The organism is Microcoleus sp. Pol8_D6, from assembly GCF_036700965.1.
Taxonomy (GTDB): Bacteria; Cyanobacteriota; Cyanobacteriia; order Cyanobacteriales; family Microcoleaceae; genus Microcoleus.
Genome location: NZ_JAUBPW010000003.1, coordinates 130502 through 148349, shown reverse-complemented (window position 1 = coordinate 148349; position 17848 = coordinate 130502). Strand labels below are relative to the sequence as shown.

At 44.4% G+C, this 17848-nt stretch carries 11 protein-coding genes; 8 read left to right on the top strand and 3 right to left on the bottom strand.

Annotated elements, in window-relative coordinates; translation table 11 throughout:
• Positions 1-18: 18 nt before the first annotated feature.
• Together QUA10_RS02415 and QUA10_RS02410 are read right to left on the bottom strand one after the other, a co-directional pair.
• On the bottom strand, positions 19-1497 hold the full coding sequence (locus QUA10_RS02415) for a TldD/PmbA family protein (RefSeq protein WP_333080809.1): 1479 nt from the start codon (positions 1495-1497) through the stop codon (positions 19-21).
• 266 nt (positions 1498-1763) lie between these two features.
• Positions 1764-3068, bottom strand: a complete 1305-nt coding sequence (locus QUA10_RS02410) for an aspartate aminotransferase family protein (RefSeq protein WP_333080810.1) — start codon at positions 3066-3068, stop codon at positions 1764-1766.
• Positions 3069-3227: 159 nt separating this feature from the next.
• Here QUA10_RS02410 and QUA10_RS02405 point away from each other — a divergent pair, with 159 nt between their 5' ends.
• Positions 3228-3770, top strand: coding sequence for a Uma2 family endonuclease (locus tag QUA10_RS02405; RefSeq protein ID WP_333080811.1), 543 nt, complete (start codon positions 3228-3230; stop codon positions 3768-3770).
• A gap of 95 nt (positions 3771-3865) precedes the next feature.
• On the opposite strand, the gene QUA10_RS02400 is transcribed toward QUA10_RS02405, so the two are convergent.
• The gene (locus QUA10_RS02400) at positions 3866-4903 is read right to left on the bottom strand and encodes an adenosine deaminase (RefSeq protein WP_333080812.1); all 1038 of its coding nucleotides are present in this window, start codon (positions 4901-4903) and stop codon (positions 3866-3868) included.
• Between the two features lie 386 nt (positions 4904-5289).
• On the opposite strand from QUA10_RS02400, the gene QUA10_RS02395 reads away from it, so the two are divergent.
• The 7 genes from QUA10_RS02395 (at position 5290) to QUA10_RS02365 (ending at position 17847) form a co-directional block, all read left to right on the top strand.
• On the top strand, positions 5290-6630 hold the full coding sequence (locus QUA10_RS02395) for an adenylosuccinate synthase (protein ID WP_333080813.1): 1341 nt from the start codon (positions 5290-5292) through the stop codon (positions 6628-6630).
• 54 nt (positions 6631-6684) lie between these two features.
• Positions 6685-7089, top strand: a complete 405-nt coding sequence (locus QUA10_RS02390; RefSeq protein WP_333080814.1) for a hypothetical protein — start codon at positions 6685-6687, stop codon at positions 7087-7089.
• 50 nt (positions 7090-7139) lie between these two features.
• A complete protein-coding gene (locus QUA10_RS02385) occupies positions 7140-7517 on the top strand; it encodes a hypothetical protein (protein ID WP_333080815.1) in 378 nt (125 codons plus the stop codon).
• 64 nt (positions 7518-7581) lie between these two features.
• On the top strand, positions 7582-8187 hold the full coding sequence (locus QUA10_RS02380; RefSeq protein WP_333080816.1) for a 50S ribosomal protein L25/general stress protein Ctc: 606 nt from the start codon (positions 7582-7584) through the stop codon (positions 8185-8187).
• A gap of 538 nt (positions 8188-8725) precedes the next feature.
• Positions 8726-13330: a tetratricopeptide repeat protein gene (locus tag QUA10_RS02375; RefSeq protein ID WP_333080817.1), complete on the top strand. Its 4605-nt coding sequence runs from the start codon at positions 8726-8728 to the stop codon at positions 13328-13330.
• A 189-nt stretch (positions 13331-13519) separates the two neighbouring features.
• Entirely contained in the window at positions 13520-13861 is a 342-nt protein-coding gene (locus QUA10_RS02370; RefSeq protein ID WP_333086160.1) for a hypothetical protein, read from the top strand.
• Between the two features lie 92 nt (positions 13862-13953).
• Positions 13954-17847 (top strand): rhamnosyltransferase WsaF family glycosyltransferase, encoded by a 3894-nt coding sequence (locus QUA10_RS02365; protein ID WP_333080819.1) that lies wholly within the window; start codon positions 13954-13956, stop codon positions 17845-17847.
• Position 17848 lies beyond the last annotated feature (1 nt).

Below are 17848 nucleotides of genomic sequence, written 5' to 3'. Positions count from 1 at the left end.
CCCATGCCCCATGCCCTATTACCCAATTTGAATATCCCTCACTCGCACCGGCACACAAGCGTGAGTCATTTGAGCAACCTGCATCGGCTCGCCCTTTCCGCATATATGAGTACCGCACTGAACCAGCTCCGAAGCTGGCCCGATGGCATCTATTTGATTCCAGAAATCAGTAGTCATCGCCTGATAAGTTACATCCTTCAACATACCGACAACTTTACCTTTTTCCACCTTCCAAAAAGCATCGCCGCCGAATTGAAAATTGCGCCGCTGCTGGTCAATCGAATAACTACCCATACCGTCGATTAAAATCCCGTCTTCCGTATCCGCAATCATCTCTGCCAAAGTAGCAGTATGGCTGCCGCCATCCGGGCCCGGTTCCAATCCTAAATTGGGAATTCTCACCATCGGCACGCTCGACCAACTGTCAGCGTAAGCAGAACCGTTGCTGCTACCGCGTCCGAGGCGATAAGCCGTCTCTCTGTCAGTGAGATAATCAACTAAAATTCCATCCTTGACAACGTACCAATCTTGTGATTTTACGCCCTCATCATCGTAACCCATTGTACCGCGACCGCCCGGTTGAGTGCGATCGCACTTAAAATTAACCCAAGGTGCAGCATATTGCAGTTTATTTAACTTATCAGTAGTAGCAAAGCTCGTGCCAGCGAAATTAGATTCGTAGCCGTAAACCCGGTCTAATTCAGTTGGATGTCCTACTGATTCGTGGATTGTCAAAAACAAATTTGTCGGCTTAAGAATCAGGGATTTGCAAATACCAGCCGGGATTTTAGGAGCGCGGACTTTCTCAATAGCTTCGGCAGCAACTCTTTCAACTTGACTCAACAAATCATCGGGATTAATATGTTCGTAACCGATATTAAGTGGCGGGCGTTCGTAACTGCGACTTTGGGCATCGCCGCCCGCAATTGCCGTACAGTCAAAGCCCGGATAGCTGCGGTAGATTGTTTGTTCGATTAGCGAGCCTTCTGTGGAAGCAAAAACCTTGTCTTCGCGGCTGGACTGCAAAAAAGAAGAAGCTTTTTTGATGCCTTGTGCGCCGTGTGCTAGCAGCTTCTCGTTGATAGTTAGCAGCAGTTCAGCTTTCTCAGCAACGGGTACAGAAAAAGGGTCAATGGTGATGGGAGTAATGTAGGTATCGACATATTTTTCGACAGGTACTAACCGCACCGGTTCCTTTTGAGTTAAGCGGCTGCCTTTAGCGATTTCTACAGCCAAAGCGACTATTCTTGCAACCTCTGCGGGTGTTTTGCTGTGACTGGCTGCAAACCCCCAAGCGCCGTCTAGAAGCACTCGCACGCCAAAACCGGAACTTACATTATCTGACAGTTGACTTAAAGATTGATCGCGCGCGTAAAGATTCTGCTTTCGGTAACTGCAAAAACGCACATCACCGTACTCGCAACCTGTTTTCCGAATCAAATCTACAGCCAAATTTGCTAACTCGTTAGCAGAGATTTTTGCAGTTAATTGCACCATAGTTATTCGTCATTCGTCGTTAGTTGTTAATTATTATAGCGCTTTTCAATTTTTTGAACCATTTTCAACAAGCCTTCTATGGGCGGGCAGGATGCCCACCCAACAATAAATTCACTCTTTGTGGAACAGGCATCTTGCCTGTTCTTAAAAATAGTACAAATAGTGAGTTTAATCGCGGGCAGGATACCCACCCCACAATAAATTCACTCTTTGTGGAACAGGCATCTTGCCTGGTGTTTATCATTGGGCAATAGCTCAGTTTAATCTCACTCCATCTCCTGCAAAACCCCTGTCAAAATTTCCACAATTTTATCGATATGTTCCTTCTCAATTATCAGCGGTGGCGACAAAGCGATAATATCACCTGTCGTGCGAATTAGCAGACCTTTTTCATAACACTGCAAGAAACAATCAAAAGCCCGTTTCCCCGGCTTCCCAGAAATAGATTCCAACTCAATCCCCGCCACAAGTCCCAGATTCCGAACATCAATTACGTGCCGCACCCCATTCAAAGAATGCACCGCATTTTCCCAATAACCAGCCATCTTATCAGCTCGTTCAAACAGCCTTTCTTCCTCATAAATATCCAGCGTCGCCAAAGCAGCCGCACAAGCCAGAGGATGACCCGAATAAGTATAACCGTGAAAAAGCTCGATCGCATTTTCAGGAGCATTCATAAAAGCATCATAAATGCCTTGTTTTACAAACACCGCTCCCATCGGCACCGTACCGTTAGTTATCCCTTTGGCCGCCGTCACAATATCGGGAACCACCCCAAAATATTCCGTAGCAAAACTAGAGCCGAGTCGCCCGAATCCGGTAATTACCTCATCAAAAATCAGCAGAATTCCGTATTTGTCGCAAATCGCCCGCAGCCGCTCCAAATAACCTTTCGGCGGAATCAAAACCCCTGTAGAACCAGCCACCGGTTCGACAATTACCGCTGCAATATTAGACGCATCGTGCAAAGCGACAATCCGCTCCAATTCATCCGCCAAATGCGCTCCCCATTCCGGTTGTTTGCGGCTGAAAGCATTGTGTTCGAGATTGTGAGTGTGAGGCAAATGATCGACTCCCGTTAGCAAACTGCCAAAAAACTTGCGGTTTGTACCGATACCCCCGACAGAAATTCCCCCAAAACCAACGCCGTGATAGCCGCGTTCCCTACCGATTAATCTTTGGCGAGTTCCTTCACCTTTCACCCGGTGATAAGCAATCGCAATTTTCAAAGCAGTTTCTACAGATTCAGAACCCGAATTAGTAAAGAAAACGCGATCGAAATTGCCCGGAATCATCTTTACCAAACGTTCCGCCAATTCAAAAGCACCCGGATGTCCCATCTGAAAAGCCGGGGAGTAATCCAAACGCAAAACCTGCTGTTTAACAGCTTCGGCAATTGTCTCGCGGGCGTGTCCTGCATTCACGCACCACAGCCCCGCAGTACCATCTAAAATTGAGCGGTTATCATCAGTTGTAAAGTGCATATCTTTGGCCGAAACCAATATTCGCGGATTCGCTTTAAACTGTCGGTTGGCAGTGAAGGGCATCCAGTAAGCGTCCATATTCGTCATGTTTTTTTATCCTTTTATATTGATGCTTCTGCATCCAAACTATAGCTTGCTACCGATTGCCGATCGCCAGACGCTTATTATAATTTTACAAAGATCTCTTGGCTCTTTTAATTAAAGCTTAGTTTATGATAGACTTAGGTATTAGACGGAGACTCGATCATGTCACTAACTGTCAAAGACTTAGAAAAAGTACAAGCCGAACATCCTGAATGGCGACTAGAGTTAATACAGGGGAATATCATTGCAATGGGCCCATGCGATTACACCTCAGATGAAATCGGTTCTAGGTTAATTATTCTTTTGGGAATCTGGGTACTGCCACGCAAGCTGGGTCGATTAACGGGTTCCAGCGCTGGCTTTATTTTACCAAATAGTGACTTGCGCGCACCAGATGTATCTTTTGTCAAAGCAGAAAAGCTGAAGCGGAGTCGGCGGGATTTTGTAGAATTGGTTCCTGACTTGATGGTGGAAATTAAATCTAAAACCGATCGCATCCAACCTATCAAAGAAAAAATACAATTATTTTTGAGTCTTGGAACGGAAGTGGGAATATTGATTGACCCGGACAGATTAACTCTCACAGTATATCGTACAGTAGCCGAGCCGGAAGTGCTCAGAGATGGAGACATATTGACAATTCCAGAGTTTTTCCCAGGCTGGGAATTGCCAATTTCTGACTTGTGGCCACCCGTTTTTGATTGAAAAATTATTCGGTTCGCAGCATCGGAATGCAAGTCCTTTCTATGAAGAAGGACTTGCATTCCGATGCTGTGAACCATTGAGAGAAGCTTAGATAGCTAATTCACGATCGCCCCCACAGACTCATGCTGCAACAAACCGGTCAGCATTTGGGCCGGTTGCTCTCCGTAAGGCCACGCGAAAGCATGGCGGAAAGCAGCTTCTTGACACGCTTGCAATTGCCGAAAATCAATGATATCTAAAGTTAACAAATTCTCGTACTCGAAAGGCAATCGCACGTTGTGCAATCCCGCGTTGTCGGTACAAATGGCAATATCGACACCAGCTTCAAAACATCGATCGAACACAACCTTCAATTCGCGCATATCCTGCAACGTCCCCGTTTTGAGATAGGTAGTCGGGCAAACTTCCAAGCATTGACCCCTGCGCGCGACTTCTGGCAGCAGTTCGGGATATTTTAACGGAATTTGAATCCCGTGGCCAATACGCATCAGATAAGGCAGAAGTTCGGGATAACAGCCAGAGGTAGTTTCGTAGAGGTGGCCGGTAGTTTTGATGCCGATCGACCTCGCGTACTGGTACAATCCGACAAACTCCTCCAAACGCTCGCCAATACAATCATCGCCCCCAGCTAGATCGATCGCGCAAACATATTCTCCCATTTGTGCGGCCAAATCTACGATCGCCCGATTCACTTCATAAGGCAAACGCGAGTGCATACACAAAATTTGGCTAGTAACAATCGGACAATCGCTAATTTGACTTGCCTTGCCCACAACCTGTACAATTTCTGCCATCAAATCAATGCGTTCTGACTGATTCAAATGTTCTGGAGTCCGCAAATAAGGCGTATAGCGCAACTCCAAATAAGCCATATTTTCAAACACGTAAGCGCCCCGCATCAACCGATAGATAAAATAAGGCAACGTCTCAACAGTTTGAACGCTTTCTACCAGCGTGTGCAGTTCCAAATACTCATTGAGAGTATTGCGTGGACGAGTGTAAAAATCCTCAAACTCCGAGTATTTTTGAAATCGATTAACCATCTCAGCATTGTGGCGATCGAAATACCGCCACAGCACCCTAGGAACGACAGAACCACCCAGATGGCGGTGCAACTCAGCGTGTAAAGTCATGCGATTTTAGATTTTAGATTGAAAGAATTGAAGGATTGAAGAATTGAAGGATTGAAGAATTGAAGGATTGAAGAATTTGTAATTTAGTCCTAGACGCATCAGTGGCCAGAAACCGGGTTTTCCCAAATACTAGCCAACAACATCCAGCAGGTAAACTCTTCCATATTTAAGCTGCACATGGGATTCCCATAAAAACTCGTCAAATCCTCTCCCCTTCTTCGCCTCTCCTACTCTCCCTTCCCAAGTCCCCCGATAGTGCTGGAAGCGGGTTGATGAGAGCAATACAGCCTCAAGTATTTCAATTGTAACAAAAATTTATTTGACATCCGGGACACGTTCGTACATAATCGGAGATTGTGTCAACCTGAACTGAACGCGAGAAACCCTTGGCTAACGTAGTTGTGATCGGCGCCCAGTGGGGCGATGAAGGAAAAGGCAAAATTACTGATTTGCTCAGCAAATCCGCAGATATCGTTGTCCGCTACCAAGGGGGCGTCAACGCGGGTCACACCGTGGTAGTTAACGGTCAGACTTTCAAGCTGCATTTAATTCCGTCCGGGATTCTCTACCCTGATAAAGAGTGTATTATCGGCTGTGGCACGGTCATCGACCCTAAAGTTTTAATTGCAGAGTTAGATCAGCTAGAGGCACTGAATATTTCGACAGCCTCGCTGATGATTTCGGAGACGGCTCACGTCACGATGCCCTATCATCGATTAATTGATGTAGCATCGGAAACGCAGCGGGGAAATTATAAAATCGGGACGACGGGACGCGGCATTGGCCCTACTTACGCCGATAAGTCGGAACGCACGGGCATTCGGATGCTCGATTTAATGGACTTGGACGGGTTGCAAGAACAATTGGAATGGACGATTAATTGTAAAAATGTCCTTCTCGAAAAACTCTACAATTTGCCGCCTTTAAATCCGCAAGACGTAATTGATGAATATCGAGTTTATGCCGAACGTTTGCGGCCGCACGTAGTTGATAGTTCCCTGAAGATTTATGAGGGAATTCACAAGCGGAAAAATATTCTGTTTGAAGGCGCACAAGGCACTTTATTAGACTTAGACCACGGTACTTATCCTTACGTTACTTCGAGCAATCCCATCGCTGGTGGGGCTTGTGTGGGAACAGGAGTCGGCCCAACAGCGATCGATCGCGTAATTGGCGTAGCAAAAGCTTATACAACCCGCGTCGGAGAAGGCCCCTTCCCTACCGAAATGGTAGATGGAATTGGCGCAATTTTGGGCGAGAGAGGTGCAGAATTCGGCACGACAACGGGCAGAAAACGCCGCTGTGGTTGGTTCGATGCGGTAATCGGTCGGTACGCAGTCCGCATCAACGGCCTTGACTGTCTGGCAATTACCAAACTAGATGTTTTGGATGAATTAGAAGAAATAAAAGTTTGCGTTGCTTACGAAATTGACGGCGAAAGATGTGTTGATTTCCCGAAAAGTTCCCGGATATTTGCTCGCTGCAAACCTATTTACGAAACCCTTCCCGGTTGGAAACAGTCTACGGAAGAGTGCCGCAATTTGGAAGATTTGCCGCCGCAAGCTTTGAATTATCTGAAGTTTTTGGCAGATTTGATGGAAGTGCCGATCGCGATCGTTTCTCTCGGTGCCAGCCGCGACCAAACTATTATTGTAGAAGACCCGATTCACGGGCCAAAGCGCGCTTTGCTCTCTGCTGACGGTACGCCTGTAGCAGCACAATCATAACAGGTTTAGTTATAATAGAGAAAAAGGGTCTATCTCATGTGTGATGAGGCTCCAATGACCGATGAAGATCGTCTGATCTACCAACTAACCCTTCATCGAGATTTGGTTGGCTGGGTAATCGGAAAGTTAGCTGAAGCTGGCATTGCATCCCAGAGAACTACTGGCAACGATCCGAAAGGAGACATTTTGATTGTCGCTCCAAATGAGGCATCGCAAGTAAAAGAAATAATCCGGGATATTCATAATCAATACACGAGAGAAAATATCAAAGATTCACAGTCAACCTTAGAGGAAAGAAAAACAAACTTACCGCATATAGAAATCAAAACCACATACCTTTCAGGAAAAGCAGTTAATGAAATTATTGATACTGCGACTGTCATTGCAGTTGAAAGTGCCGATAGAATTTCTGGACCTGGCAAGGCTAAATTTATTAAAGCAGTTATAGCTTATGCATAAAATATTCCTTTGAACGAGTTTCTAGATGTTTAGTAGCAGGAGTAATCCCAATGTTTGACATCAGTTTTTATTCAGCCAATGGTAAACAGTCCGATAGTGTAAGAATAACAGCAGCTACTTACGAGTGGTTAGCAAAATCAGCATTTTCAAAAATAGGTGGCGAATCAATCGAAACCCAAATTTATCTAGATGAAGAAGATGAAGAAAATCTAATTCTGCCTTTAGTTGAATTAAATCAAGATATTCGCCAGCAGTTCAAGAAAATTTTCAGCGAAGCAATCATCAGTGAAAGCGATGCAGTTCTTACTAAGCTTGGTGATTACCCTTCAAAAGAAGAGTATCAATCAGGAACGTACCGTCTGAGAAAAATGCTGGAATTGCTGAAGTGTGTGGAAAACGAAAACTATCAATACCTCCAGCGAATTTAATTGAGCGCGATCGCAATATCACAATTCTGGTAAAATGTGAAAACAATTAGCAGAAAGTCAGAAAATGGAACTCGCAGTAGAATGTCAAAAGCGGGCAGAAGGCAGCAAACCTAACGCCCTCCGCCGCTCTGGATTGATTCCCGCCGTCCTCTATGGTCACAAAGGCTCTGAATCCATTTCCCTTACCATCAAAGCCAAAACAGTTGAACACCTGCTCAAAAAGCACGTAGTCAACAATGCCCTAATTGACCTCAGCATTCCCGACATCTCTTGGAGCGGCAAAACCTTGCTCCGGGAAGTGCAAGTTCATCCTTGGAAGGGCTATCCTTACCACCTGAGCTTTTTCTCCGTGGCGACTCAAGACAGCCTGGAAGTTGAATTGTCACTGCGTTTTGTCGGCGAACCTGTCGGCGTCAAGTTAGAAGGCGGCATTTTGGATACGGTGCTGACGCAACTGGCAGTTAAGTGCAAACCAGACAGCATTCCTGAAGCAATTGAAGTAGATATTTCTCATTTAAAGGTTGGGGATGCGCTGCACATTCACGAATTAGTTTTGCCTGCAGGAGTGGTAGCTCTCGGCGAACCAGATCAGGTGGTTGTTACCGTGCTGGGAATTCAAGCAGGTTCTGAAGCCGAAGACGCAGAAGAAGACGCAGCCGCAGCAGCTTAATTAGTAAGTGCTAATAGTTGTTAACTAATTGTAGAAAAAAAAGGGCGATCGCTTTCTCCCAAAAGGGCGATCGTTTTTTGCTAAAAAGGCTATTCTCGTTTGGGTTCGATCGCACATTTTGCGCCCTGCTCAGAAACAGGCAAGATGCCTGTTCCACAAACAGTGAATTACTTTCTTGTGGGGTGGGCTTAGAGCTAGCCCGTAATATCTTTTTAGGCGCGTTCCCCTCCACACCACCAGCAATCATCCCACAAGCAAAAACCGGCAGTGTTTACTTTGCTTTACAAAACCTGCGATCAACCAGAAGCTACAAGAGTCGGAACTGGCGCGCAAATCCGCCAGAAATCTTACTGATTCTTACATATTTAGCCGTAAAATCAAAAAATTAGCCGAGAATCCCGGTTCCTCCCCAGCACCCGGAGCCAAAAAAATTAAGAATTCGGGGAACAAGCCCGCTACTGTTAGTGTCAAACGCGAGTATAATTGTGAAACGTTTTGACTACCCTATTTAATTCCTGCCTCTGGAGCCGCCGCCCATATGCCATCCACAGTGAATACAGAATCAACAGCGGTTCAATTTAACCAACAGGGAGAAATATACTTATCCCAAGGAAAAATAGAAGAAGCGATCGCATCCTGCGAGCAAGCTTTGAAGATTCACCCCAATTTTGCACCAGCTTACAAGACTTTGGGCAACGCGCTGCAAGCTCAAGGCAGGATGGAAGAGGCGCGGCACTGGTACGCTAAAGCGATTGAAATAGAACCGAATTTTGCGGAAGTATACGCGAATTTGGGCAGCCTTGGCGCGCAGCAGCAAAAATGGCAGGAGGCGATCGGGTTTTATCAAAAGGCGATCGCGATTAAGCCGAATTTCGCGGGGGTGTACCGGAATTTAGCAAAAGTATTCGGACAAATTAGCAAACCGGAAGAAGCCCAGCAGTGCTGGTATCAAGCATTTAGTTTGGAACCGGAAAAAGTAGCGCCAGGGGAACACTTGAATATGGGCGACGCTTTTTTTCGGCAGGAAAAATACCCCGAAGCGATCGCCTGTTACGATCGCGCCATAAAATTAAATCCTAATGTCGCTACTGCTTACCAAAATTTGGGCGAAGCGCTAAAAAAACAAGGCAAGTTAGAGGAAGCGACAGCATATTATCGCAAAGCTATTGAACTGAACGCAGCTAATGCGAGAAATGGCAGCGAGGGACAGCAAACCTTGGCGGGTGCAACGGCGACAAACGGTGCAGTTAAGCAGCAGCCCGCAGCAACCGCAGTTAAGCCACCATTGCAGCAGGCAGTGCAGCCGCCAGTTCAGCAGGCAGTTCAGCAGGCAGTTAATTCTACAATTAATAATATAGAAGATCCAGAAGCATACAAAATACTAGCAGAAGGCTATTTTGCTCAGGGCAAATTGGAACAGGCGATCGCAGCTTGCAAGAAGGCTTTGCAAATTAAGCCGGAAGCGCCACTTTACAAAATGCTGGGCAACGCGCTACAAGCTGGCGGAAAAATTGATGAAGCTAAAAGTTGCTATGTCAAAGCAATAGAAATTAACCCTAATTTTGCCGAAGCTTATGCTAATTACGGCAGCATTTGCGCGCAGCAGGAACAGTGGCAGCAAGCGGTTTCTGCTTACGAAAAGGCGATATCCCTGAAACCGGATTTTGCAGGTGCTTTTCGCAATTTTGCAAAACTTTTGACGCAGTTAGGCAAGTCAGAGGAGGCGGCTGAGGCTTGGTATCGAGCATTTGCGATCGATCCCAAGTCGGGCACGGCTGAGGAACACGAGAATTTAGCCAAAACTTTGATCGAGCAAGGTAAGGTAGATAAGGGAATTGAGTGTTACCGGCGCGCGGTTGAGTTGAACCCAAATGCTGGCGCAGCTTATCACGAATTGGGCGAAATTCTTAAGGGTCAAGAACAGTGGGAACCGGCGGTAGAAGCTTACACTAACGCTATTAGAAACAATCCTGATCTTTCTTGGTCGCACAACAATTTAGCTGAGTCGCTGGTTAAGTTGGAACGGTGGGAAGAAGCTGTAAATGCTTACCGCAAGGCGATCGAATTAAATCCTGATTTTAGCTGGTCTCACAACAATTTAGCCGATGTGTTGCTGAAGCTGGAACGGTGGGAAGAAGCTGTAGAGGCTTACCGCAAAGCAACAGAATTAAATCCTGATTTTAGCTGGTCGCACAACTACTTAGCAGACTCGCTGATTAAATTGGAACGGTGGGAAGAGGCAATTTCGGCTTACCAAAGCTCGATCGAACTCAATCCCGACCATTTTTGGGCGCACAACAATTTAGCAGAATCGCTGGTGAATTTGGAACGTTGGGATGAGGCAGTTGTGGCCTACCGGCGTGCTAACGAAGTTAATCCGAATTTTTTCTGGTCGCAGAGCAAGTTGGGCGACGTGCTACTAGAAATGGAAAGGTGGGAGGAAGCGATCGATGTTTACCGGCGCGCAGCCGAGTTAAATCCTGATTTTCCGTGGACTTATTACAACCTGGCAACGGCTTTTGAGAAGCTGGAACGGTGGGATGAGTCGATCGCCGCTTACCGCCGCGCTGCGGAAATTCAGGCGGATTTGCCATGGCTTCCGCAAAAGTTGGCTGATGCTTTGAGGATGCGATCGCAGTGGGATTTGAAGGAGGCGATGCGTTTGTACCGACGCGCGATTCAGGAGAATCCTAATGACGTGCAGTTGTATCACAAGGCGCTGGAGATTGCGCCGAATGATGCGGATCTTTATGTTGAGTTGGCTAATGCTTTGGTGCGGCACAGTTGGCCGGATGGGGCGATCGTCTTTTATCAGATGGCGTTGCAGATTCGGCCTGATGACAAGGCTATTTCTGGGCGGTTAGAAGAGGTGTTAAAAAAAAAGGGTGTAAGTAGGGGGGCGGAAAAGAGCGATCGCGCTGTTCACGGAAATTCTGGAAGTGCGATCGAACACACCCCTGGGGTAGCTACCGAGTACCACGAATTAGGGGCGTCTCTGCAAGAAGAAGGTAAATTTGCCGAGGCTGTGGCCGCCTACCGCAAAGCAATTTCAATTAATCCCAATTACTTTGGAACTCACCACAATTTAGGCGATGTCCTCAAATGGATGGGTAAATTTGATGAGTCTATTAAAAGCTATCAGAAAGCGGCTGAACTGAATCCAAATTTTGTTTGGTCCCACCACAACTTAGCGGATGTATTTCAAGAAGAAGGTCGGCTTGATGAAGCTGTTGCTGCTTATCGGAAAGCGATCGAGGTTGCTCCTGACTTTGGCTGGTCGTACCACAATTTAGCCAAAACTTTAGCTAAACAAGACAAGCTTTCGGAAGCTTTGGAAGCTTATCAGACGGCGAGCAAACTCGATCCGAAACTTTTTGGTTTGGATTATCAAAACTTACGAGATTCGCTATTCCTCGGTCAAGACCCAGCTTACACCAAGTGGCGCGCTAAGAACAGCCCCAGAGAAGCTGACTTGCGGAAGATGGCGGAAACATTAGAAATCTTTAACTACAAGCCGCTGATTAGTATTGTCATGCCTGCTTACAATACGCCAGAAAATTATTTGCAGGAGGCAATAGAATCAGTTCTCAATCAGATATATCCTTATTGGGAATTGTGCATTGCGGATGACGCATCAACCGCGCCTCATGTCAAGCAAATTTTGCAAGAATATGCAGCCCAAGATAGCCGGATCAAAGTAGCTTACAGAACCAAAAACGGTCACATTTCTCACTGTTCTAATTCTGCTTTGGAGTTGGCGACGGGTGAATTTGTATCTTTATTAGACCACGACGATACGCTGACACCAGAGGCGTTGTATGAAGTGGTGCTGTTGCTGAACCGCCACCCGGAAGCGGACATGATTTATTCAGATGAAGACAAGATTTATCAGGATCAGGAACTGATAAATCCTTTCTTCAAGCCAGAATGGAGTCCGGATTCATTTTTATCTCGGATGTACACTTGCCATTTGGGAACTTACAGGCGATCGCTAATCAATGAAATCGGCGGTTTTAGACCGGGTTTTGAAGGAGCTCAGGATTATGATTTGGTTTTGAGGTTTACGGAAAAAACAGACAAAATTTTTCATATTCCCAAAATTCTCTATCACTGGAGAATGCATGCGGGTTCGGCTGCTGGAGGTGTAGAGGCTAAACCCTATGCCTATGATTCAGGGCAAAAAGCTTTGCAAGAGGCGATCGAACGCCGGGGCGAACCGGGGAAAATTGAACGGGTTCCCTACTTTTTGGGACACTTTATTGCACGCTACAAAATAGCGGATTACAAACGGGTCAGCATCATTATTCCGACGCGGGATTTGGGGGATGTTTTGGACAATTGCTTGGAGTCTATCTTTACTAAAAGCGTGTACCCCAACTACGAAGTTATCGTCATCGACAACGGCAGTCAAGAGAAACACACGGGGGAAATTCTGGCTAAATGGACGGCTAAGGAATCAGCGAGATTTAAAAGTTATCGCCTAGATATTCCGTTCAATTTCTCTAAGATTAACAACTACGCTGCTAGCAAAGCCGAGGGAGATTACTTGTTGTTCTTGAATAACGATACAGAGGTAATTACTCCCGATTGGATTGACGGGATGGTTGAACAAGCTCAGAGAAGCTCGATCGGGGCTGTGGGCAATTTGTTGGTATATTCAGATAACAAAATCCAGCACGCGGGAGTGGTGATGGGACTCGGCGGCGGGGTTGCCGGTCACAGTTATTACCATATGCCGCGATCGATTCCTGGATATTTCGGGAATGTGGTAGGCATGAACAATGTTTCAGCGGTAACTGCTGCGTGTTTAATGTGCCGCCGCGAAGTGTTTGAAAGTGTTGGGGGATTTGACGAGGAGCTAACAGTGGCTTACAATGATGTGGATTTGTGTTTGAAGATGCTAGAGAAAGGGTACCGCAATATTTACCTGCCTCATGTAGTTCTCTACCACCACGAATCTAAAAGCCGAGGTTACGAGGACTCGCCTGAAAAGAAAGAGCGGCTGAGGAAGGAATCGAAGCTGATGGAAAGCAGGTGGCAAAAATATATTGAGAATGACCCTTACTACAGTCCCCATTTAACCCGAGCTTGTCAAGACAGCGGTATTAGATTGGAGGACGAGAATTGGCGGCCGAGTCATTAGGAACATCCCCATGAGTTTAGGGTGTCAACTTAAGTCTAAAGCCCTCTGTCTCTCTGGTTTGTACTAATAAAATCTCGCTCCCTCTGGCATCCCCCCGTCGTATCAAGTGAACAGTAAAACCCTCCGTCTCTCTGGAATCATCGGCTTTACGCTTAAGGAACCAATTAACTCAGGATTCAGCAATCTGAAATGAAAAAAATGATTGACGTTGTAGAAGTGCTTAGTGCCCCCCTCGCAGAATCTCAAGGGTTACTAGCGTTTAATCTCGATGCACCAGAAACAGGAACTCAAACTAATGCTGGGGCCGTTGACTTTCGGGGTTGGGTTCTGGGGAAAATGTCTCCGGTGATAGCGGTAGAAGTAATTCATCAGGGGAGATTCCTGAAAACCATTGCGGTGAATGTTCCTCGTCCTGATGTAGTCCAAACTTATCCCCAAGTAACAGAAGCAGGAATTAGTGGGTTTCAGGCAATTTTAGACTTGAGTAGAGTGATTTATCAGCAAGATGTTAATCGTCTTGCTGCAAGTTGAGCCTGTCGGTTTCAAGGTTGAAATGGTGATAGGATGTTTGATGTTGACTAAAACCTGACGAATAACCCTTATTTTTTGAGAGTATAGAATCCATGACAGTGAAAGCCTTTCAGCAAGCCAACCAATTGTTAAGAGAAGGAAATTTAGAAGCGGCGGTAGTCGTTTATCGGCAAGCGATTGAGCAGAATCCGCAATTTTATGGTGCTTATCAAAATTTAGGGGAAACCTTGGGGAAGTTGGGGCGTTTAGATGAAGCGGTTGAAATGTATCGGTGGGCAGTTCAATTAAAGCCGGATGCAGCCTGGTCTTTTTGGCATTTAAGTCAGATTTTGCAACAGTTGGGACAGATTGAGGAAGCTCAACAGGCTTGGGAAAAAGCCGCGAAGATTGAGCCAAAGTTAGTTGGATTAGCGGGAAATTGCTCAAGTATCAAAGAGAATATCTTAGAAGTTAATCATGCTAATCACAGGGTTGATCCTGCCCAGAAGGAACCATTTGATGCTAATTTAGTAAAACCTTCATCTTTATCTGAGCGAGAGATTATTACACAATCATCATTATTCGATGAATCATGGTATGTAACGAAATATGCTCAATTTATAGCTCAAGATATTGATCCAGTTACTCATTATTTAACAGAAGGAGCTTCTCGGGGTTTTGATCCCTCACCTTTTTTTAATACTAATTATTATTTTTCTCAACTTTCAAGTGTAGATAAAACGCATAAAAATCCACTGCTTCATTATTTAAAATATGGCTGGAAAAAATATGATCCAAACCCATATTTTAGCACAAGTTTCTATCTGCAATTATATTCTAGTGAGTTAAATAACTTAACCCCACTAGAGCATTACGCTACACAAGTACCGCCATATTCATTTGACCCCTCCCCCATATTTTCTAGTAGCAGTTATCTCAATCATAATCAAGATGTAGCATCTGTAGGTTTAAATCCTTTATGGCATTACCTTTCATCAGGACAGCAAGAAGATCGTTCTATTAAAGAACATGATGATATTATTCCTTATCGAATCGAATCTACTTGCGAAATCAACTCTGATGATGATGTGCTTATCTATGTTGCATTTTGCCCTAGTGGAAAACTATCTTATCTACAAATAGATACTGTAAATTCATTTGTTAATCAAGGGTATAAGGTTATTGTTGTAGTTAACTCTGGTCATTATTCATTGTGCGTTCACCCTGGTATCACTAAAGCCTCTGCTTGCATTACAAGAGAGAATATTGGATATGATTTTGGCGCGTGGCGATTAGCTTGCAGAATTTTCCTATCGCTTAATAAGGCTCACAGCATTACGTTTGCCAACGATTCAATTGTGTTGTTGGATGATTGTAAAAATTCTGAATTACTGCGTTTAGGCATAAATGATTCTAGTGCCAATGTTGTTTGTTTAACACAGAACACTGAAAACATAAATCATTTACAAAAATACTTTTTTACCTTAAAGTCAACAGCAATTAAAAAAGGAGCATTATCTGTCCTTATTAATAAGGATTATTATTTGTTAAAAAATCAAGTCATCGGGATGATTGAACTTGATCTATGGAACAAATTATCTGCTCTAGGTTTAAAAATTTCAGAGGTTTTTGCACATCAGAAATCGGTCGATGAAAGAAAAAATCCAACTATCCATTATTGGAAAGAGCTTTGCGATCAGGGGTTTCCGTTTTTAAAACTACAATTATTTACCTCTGGGCTTTACAAACTAGAAGATCCCGAATTTATGGCGGTATTGAAACCATCTCAGATTGAGTTGATTAAAGAACATTTGAATGAAAGAAATGAAGCAATAACGTACTATCATCATCCTGACCTTGAGCTTAATTCTCCTCCCCAGAGTGCTTTACAAACTCCGGCTAGATTCGGCGATATTGGACAGCTTCAGGCTTATAACCCACCGTCGTCACATATCCCTTCAGTAGAAGTACCTTTATACGGAATCGATAATATAAAACTATCTGAATTAAGCAAAGTTCCAATTCTTGCAGTGATTCATTGCTTCTACGTTGATATAGCAGCACAAATCTTGGAACGCATCTCAACCGTTTCGTCGATTCTACAACTTCAAGTTGTTTGCACCACAGATACATCGGAAAAATCAACTGAATTAAACCGATTGTTAGCGAAATATCAGCTTGATGGTTTTGTTGTTATCACTCAAAATCGTGGCCGGGATGTTGCGCCATTATTAATTGAAGGAGCAAAATATATCAAGGATGCAAAATTTATACTTCATCTTCATACTAAAAAGTCGCCTCACCACTCGAAAATGTCTAATTGGGGCGATTTTCTTTTTGATAACTTGATTGGTTCCAAAGACATAATTCTTTCCAACTTGCTGCTCCTTTCACAAGGAACAGTAGGCTTAGTCTATTCAGAGCATTTTTCCGAGGTAAAAGATTTAAGAAATTGGGGATTTGATTTTAATCATGCAAAAGAAATACTACAATGCTTGGGAGTAAATTTATCAAGTGATATGCTCCTCGAATTCCCTTCAAGCACAATGTTCTGGGCGCGAATAGAGGCGATTCAACCCTTATTTGACCTAAATCTTAACTACGGGGATTTTGAAGAAGAATCTGGTCAAATAGACGGTACTCTTGCCCATGCAATAGAGCGCAGCCTTTTATATGTAGTTGAACATCAAGGATTTAATGGCATCAAAGTTTTGTACAAATTTAGTCAGCAAAAAATTGCCTGCTGGAAACTTCACGCAGATGAACTAGATTATGGGCTGTCCCAACTACGACCTGTTAAACTTTTAGGTAGTTCCGGCTCTCCTTCACCCAATGCTAATGCAGAAACATACCCCGTTAATATTACAGTGTCGCCTTGCCAACGTCCGCGATTCAATCTGCTTATACCTACTATGCAACCCGAACATATTTATGGTGGCGTCTCCACTGCCATAAAAGTCGGCGGCGAATTGTTTCGTCAACTTGGCAATAGCGTTGATTTGCGGTTAATTGTTACCTCTAACAGAGTAGATCAAGAAAGCATCTTGGAGGCGTGTTATAGGCTCGATTTTCAGTTTTTTAGCTCAAGACCCAATGAGGATATTTCCTCGCCAACAATTGTTCCTTTTTATCACTACCGCCATGTGCCATTATCGATCAGGTCATCTGATGTATTTTTGGCAACGGCTTGGTGGACGGCTGATCTTGGCTTTAGATTGCGTCGCCAGCAAGTTGAGGCTTTCGGTTCTCCTCAGATGCCTTTAATTTACTTAATTCAAGATTATGAACCCGGATTTTATACTTGGTCGCGTCGTTCAGTCATGGCTCGTGCAACCTATGAAGAAGAAAATGTAATTGCCTTGATTAACTCCGAGGAACTGGCCAACTTTTTAACAAAACAATACTCTTTTAGATCCGCTTATCATTATCCGTATATATTAAATGAAACACTTGCCTCAAAGTTAAATCCCACTCAAAAAGAACCCATGATTTTAATTTATGGTCGCCCCTCAGTTGAAAGAAATTTATTTCCAATCATTCTCGAAGGATTACAAATGTGGCAAGCAGATAATCCAGCGAAAAATACAATTTTTAAACTTATTTTTGCCGGCGAGGATTTTGATGAAAAATTAATAGTATATTTGGAAAATGCTTCAATTGTTGGTAAGCTATCCCTTGAAGACTATTCTGAGACTCTCAATAAAACAGCAATTGGAATTTCGCTTATGGAAAGCCCTCATCCCAGTTATCCGCCCCTCGAAATGGCGAGCGCAGGATGTGTTACCATTACTAATGGTTACTACAATAAAAATTTAGCCCTGCGGTCTCCTAATATCTTGTCCATAAGGCCTCCTACACCTCTCCACCTGAAAAGCGCTCTTGATCAAGCCACGAAAATTATTGATCTAAACGAGATTACACCGCTTGGCAATATAGGCACGATTCCTACTACCGTCCCAGTGGTAAATTACCTAGAAATTGCTAATATCTTTAAAGAGGTCTGGTAAC

Excerpts from the sequence above, each read along its gene's own strand:
- QUA10_RS02415 (WP_333080809.1), bottom strand. The coding sequence starts at position 1,497 with ATGGTGCAATTAACTGCAAAAATCTCTGCTAACGAGTTAGCAAATTTG.
- QUA10_RS02410 (WP_333080810.1), bottom strand. The coding sequence starts at position 3,068 with ATGACGAATATGGACGCTTACTGGATGCCCTTCACTGCCAACCGACAG.
- QUA10_RS02405 (WP_333080811.1), top strand. The coding sequence starts at position 3,228 with ATGTCACTAACTGTCAAAGACTTAGAAAAAGTACAAGCCGAACATCCT.
- QUA10_RS02400 (WP_333080812.1), bottom strand. The coding sequence starts at position 4,903 with ATGACTTTACACGCTGAGTTGCACCGCCATCTGGGTGGTTCTGTCGTT.
- QUA10_RS02390 (WP_333080814.1), top strand. The coding sequence starts at position 6,685 with ATGACCGATGAAGATCGTCTGATCTACCAACTAACCCTTCATCGAGAT.
- QUA10_RS02385 (WP_333080815.1), top strand. The coding sequence starts at position 7,140 with ATGTTTGACATCAGTTTTTATTCAGCCAATGGTAAACAGTCCGATAGT.
- QUA10_RS02380 (WP_333080816.1), top strand. The coding sequence starts at position 7,582 with ATGGAACTCGCAGTAGAATGTCAAAAGCGGGCAGAAGGCAGCAAACCT.
- QUA10_RS02375 (WP_333080817.1), top strand. The coding sequence starts at position 8,726 with ATGCCATCCACAGTGAATACAGAATCAACAGCGGTTCAATTTAACCAA.
- QUA10_RS02370 (WP_333086160.1), top strand. The coding sequence starts at position 13,520 with ATGAAAAAAATGATTGACGTTGTAGAAGTGCTTAGTGCCCCCCTCGCA.
- QUA10_RS02365 (WP_333080819.1), top strand. The coding sequence starts at position 13,954 with ATGACAGTGAAAGCCTTTCAGCAAGCCAACCAATTGTTAAGAGAAGGA.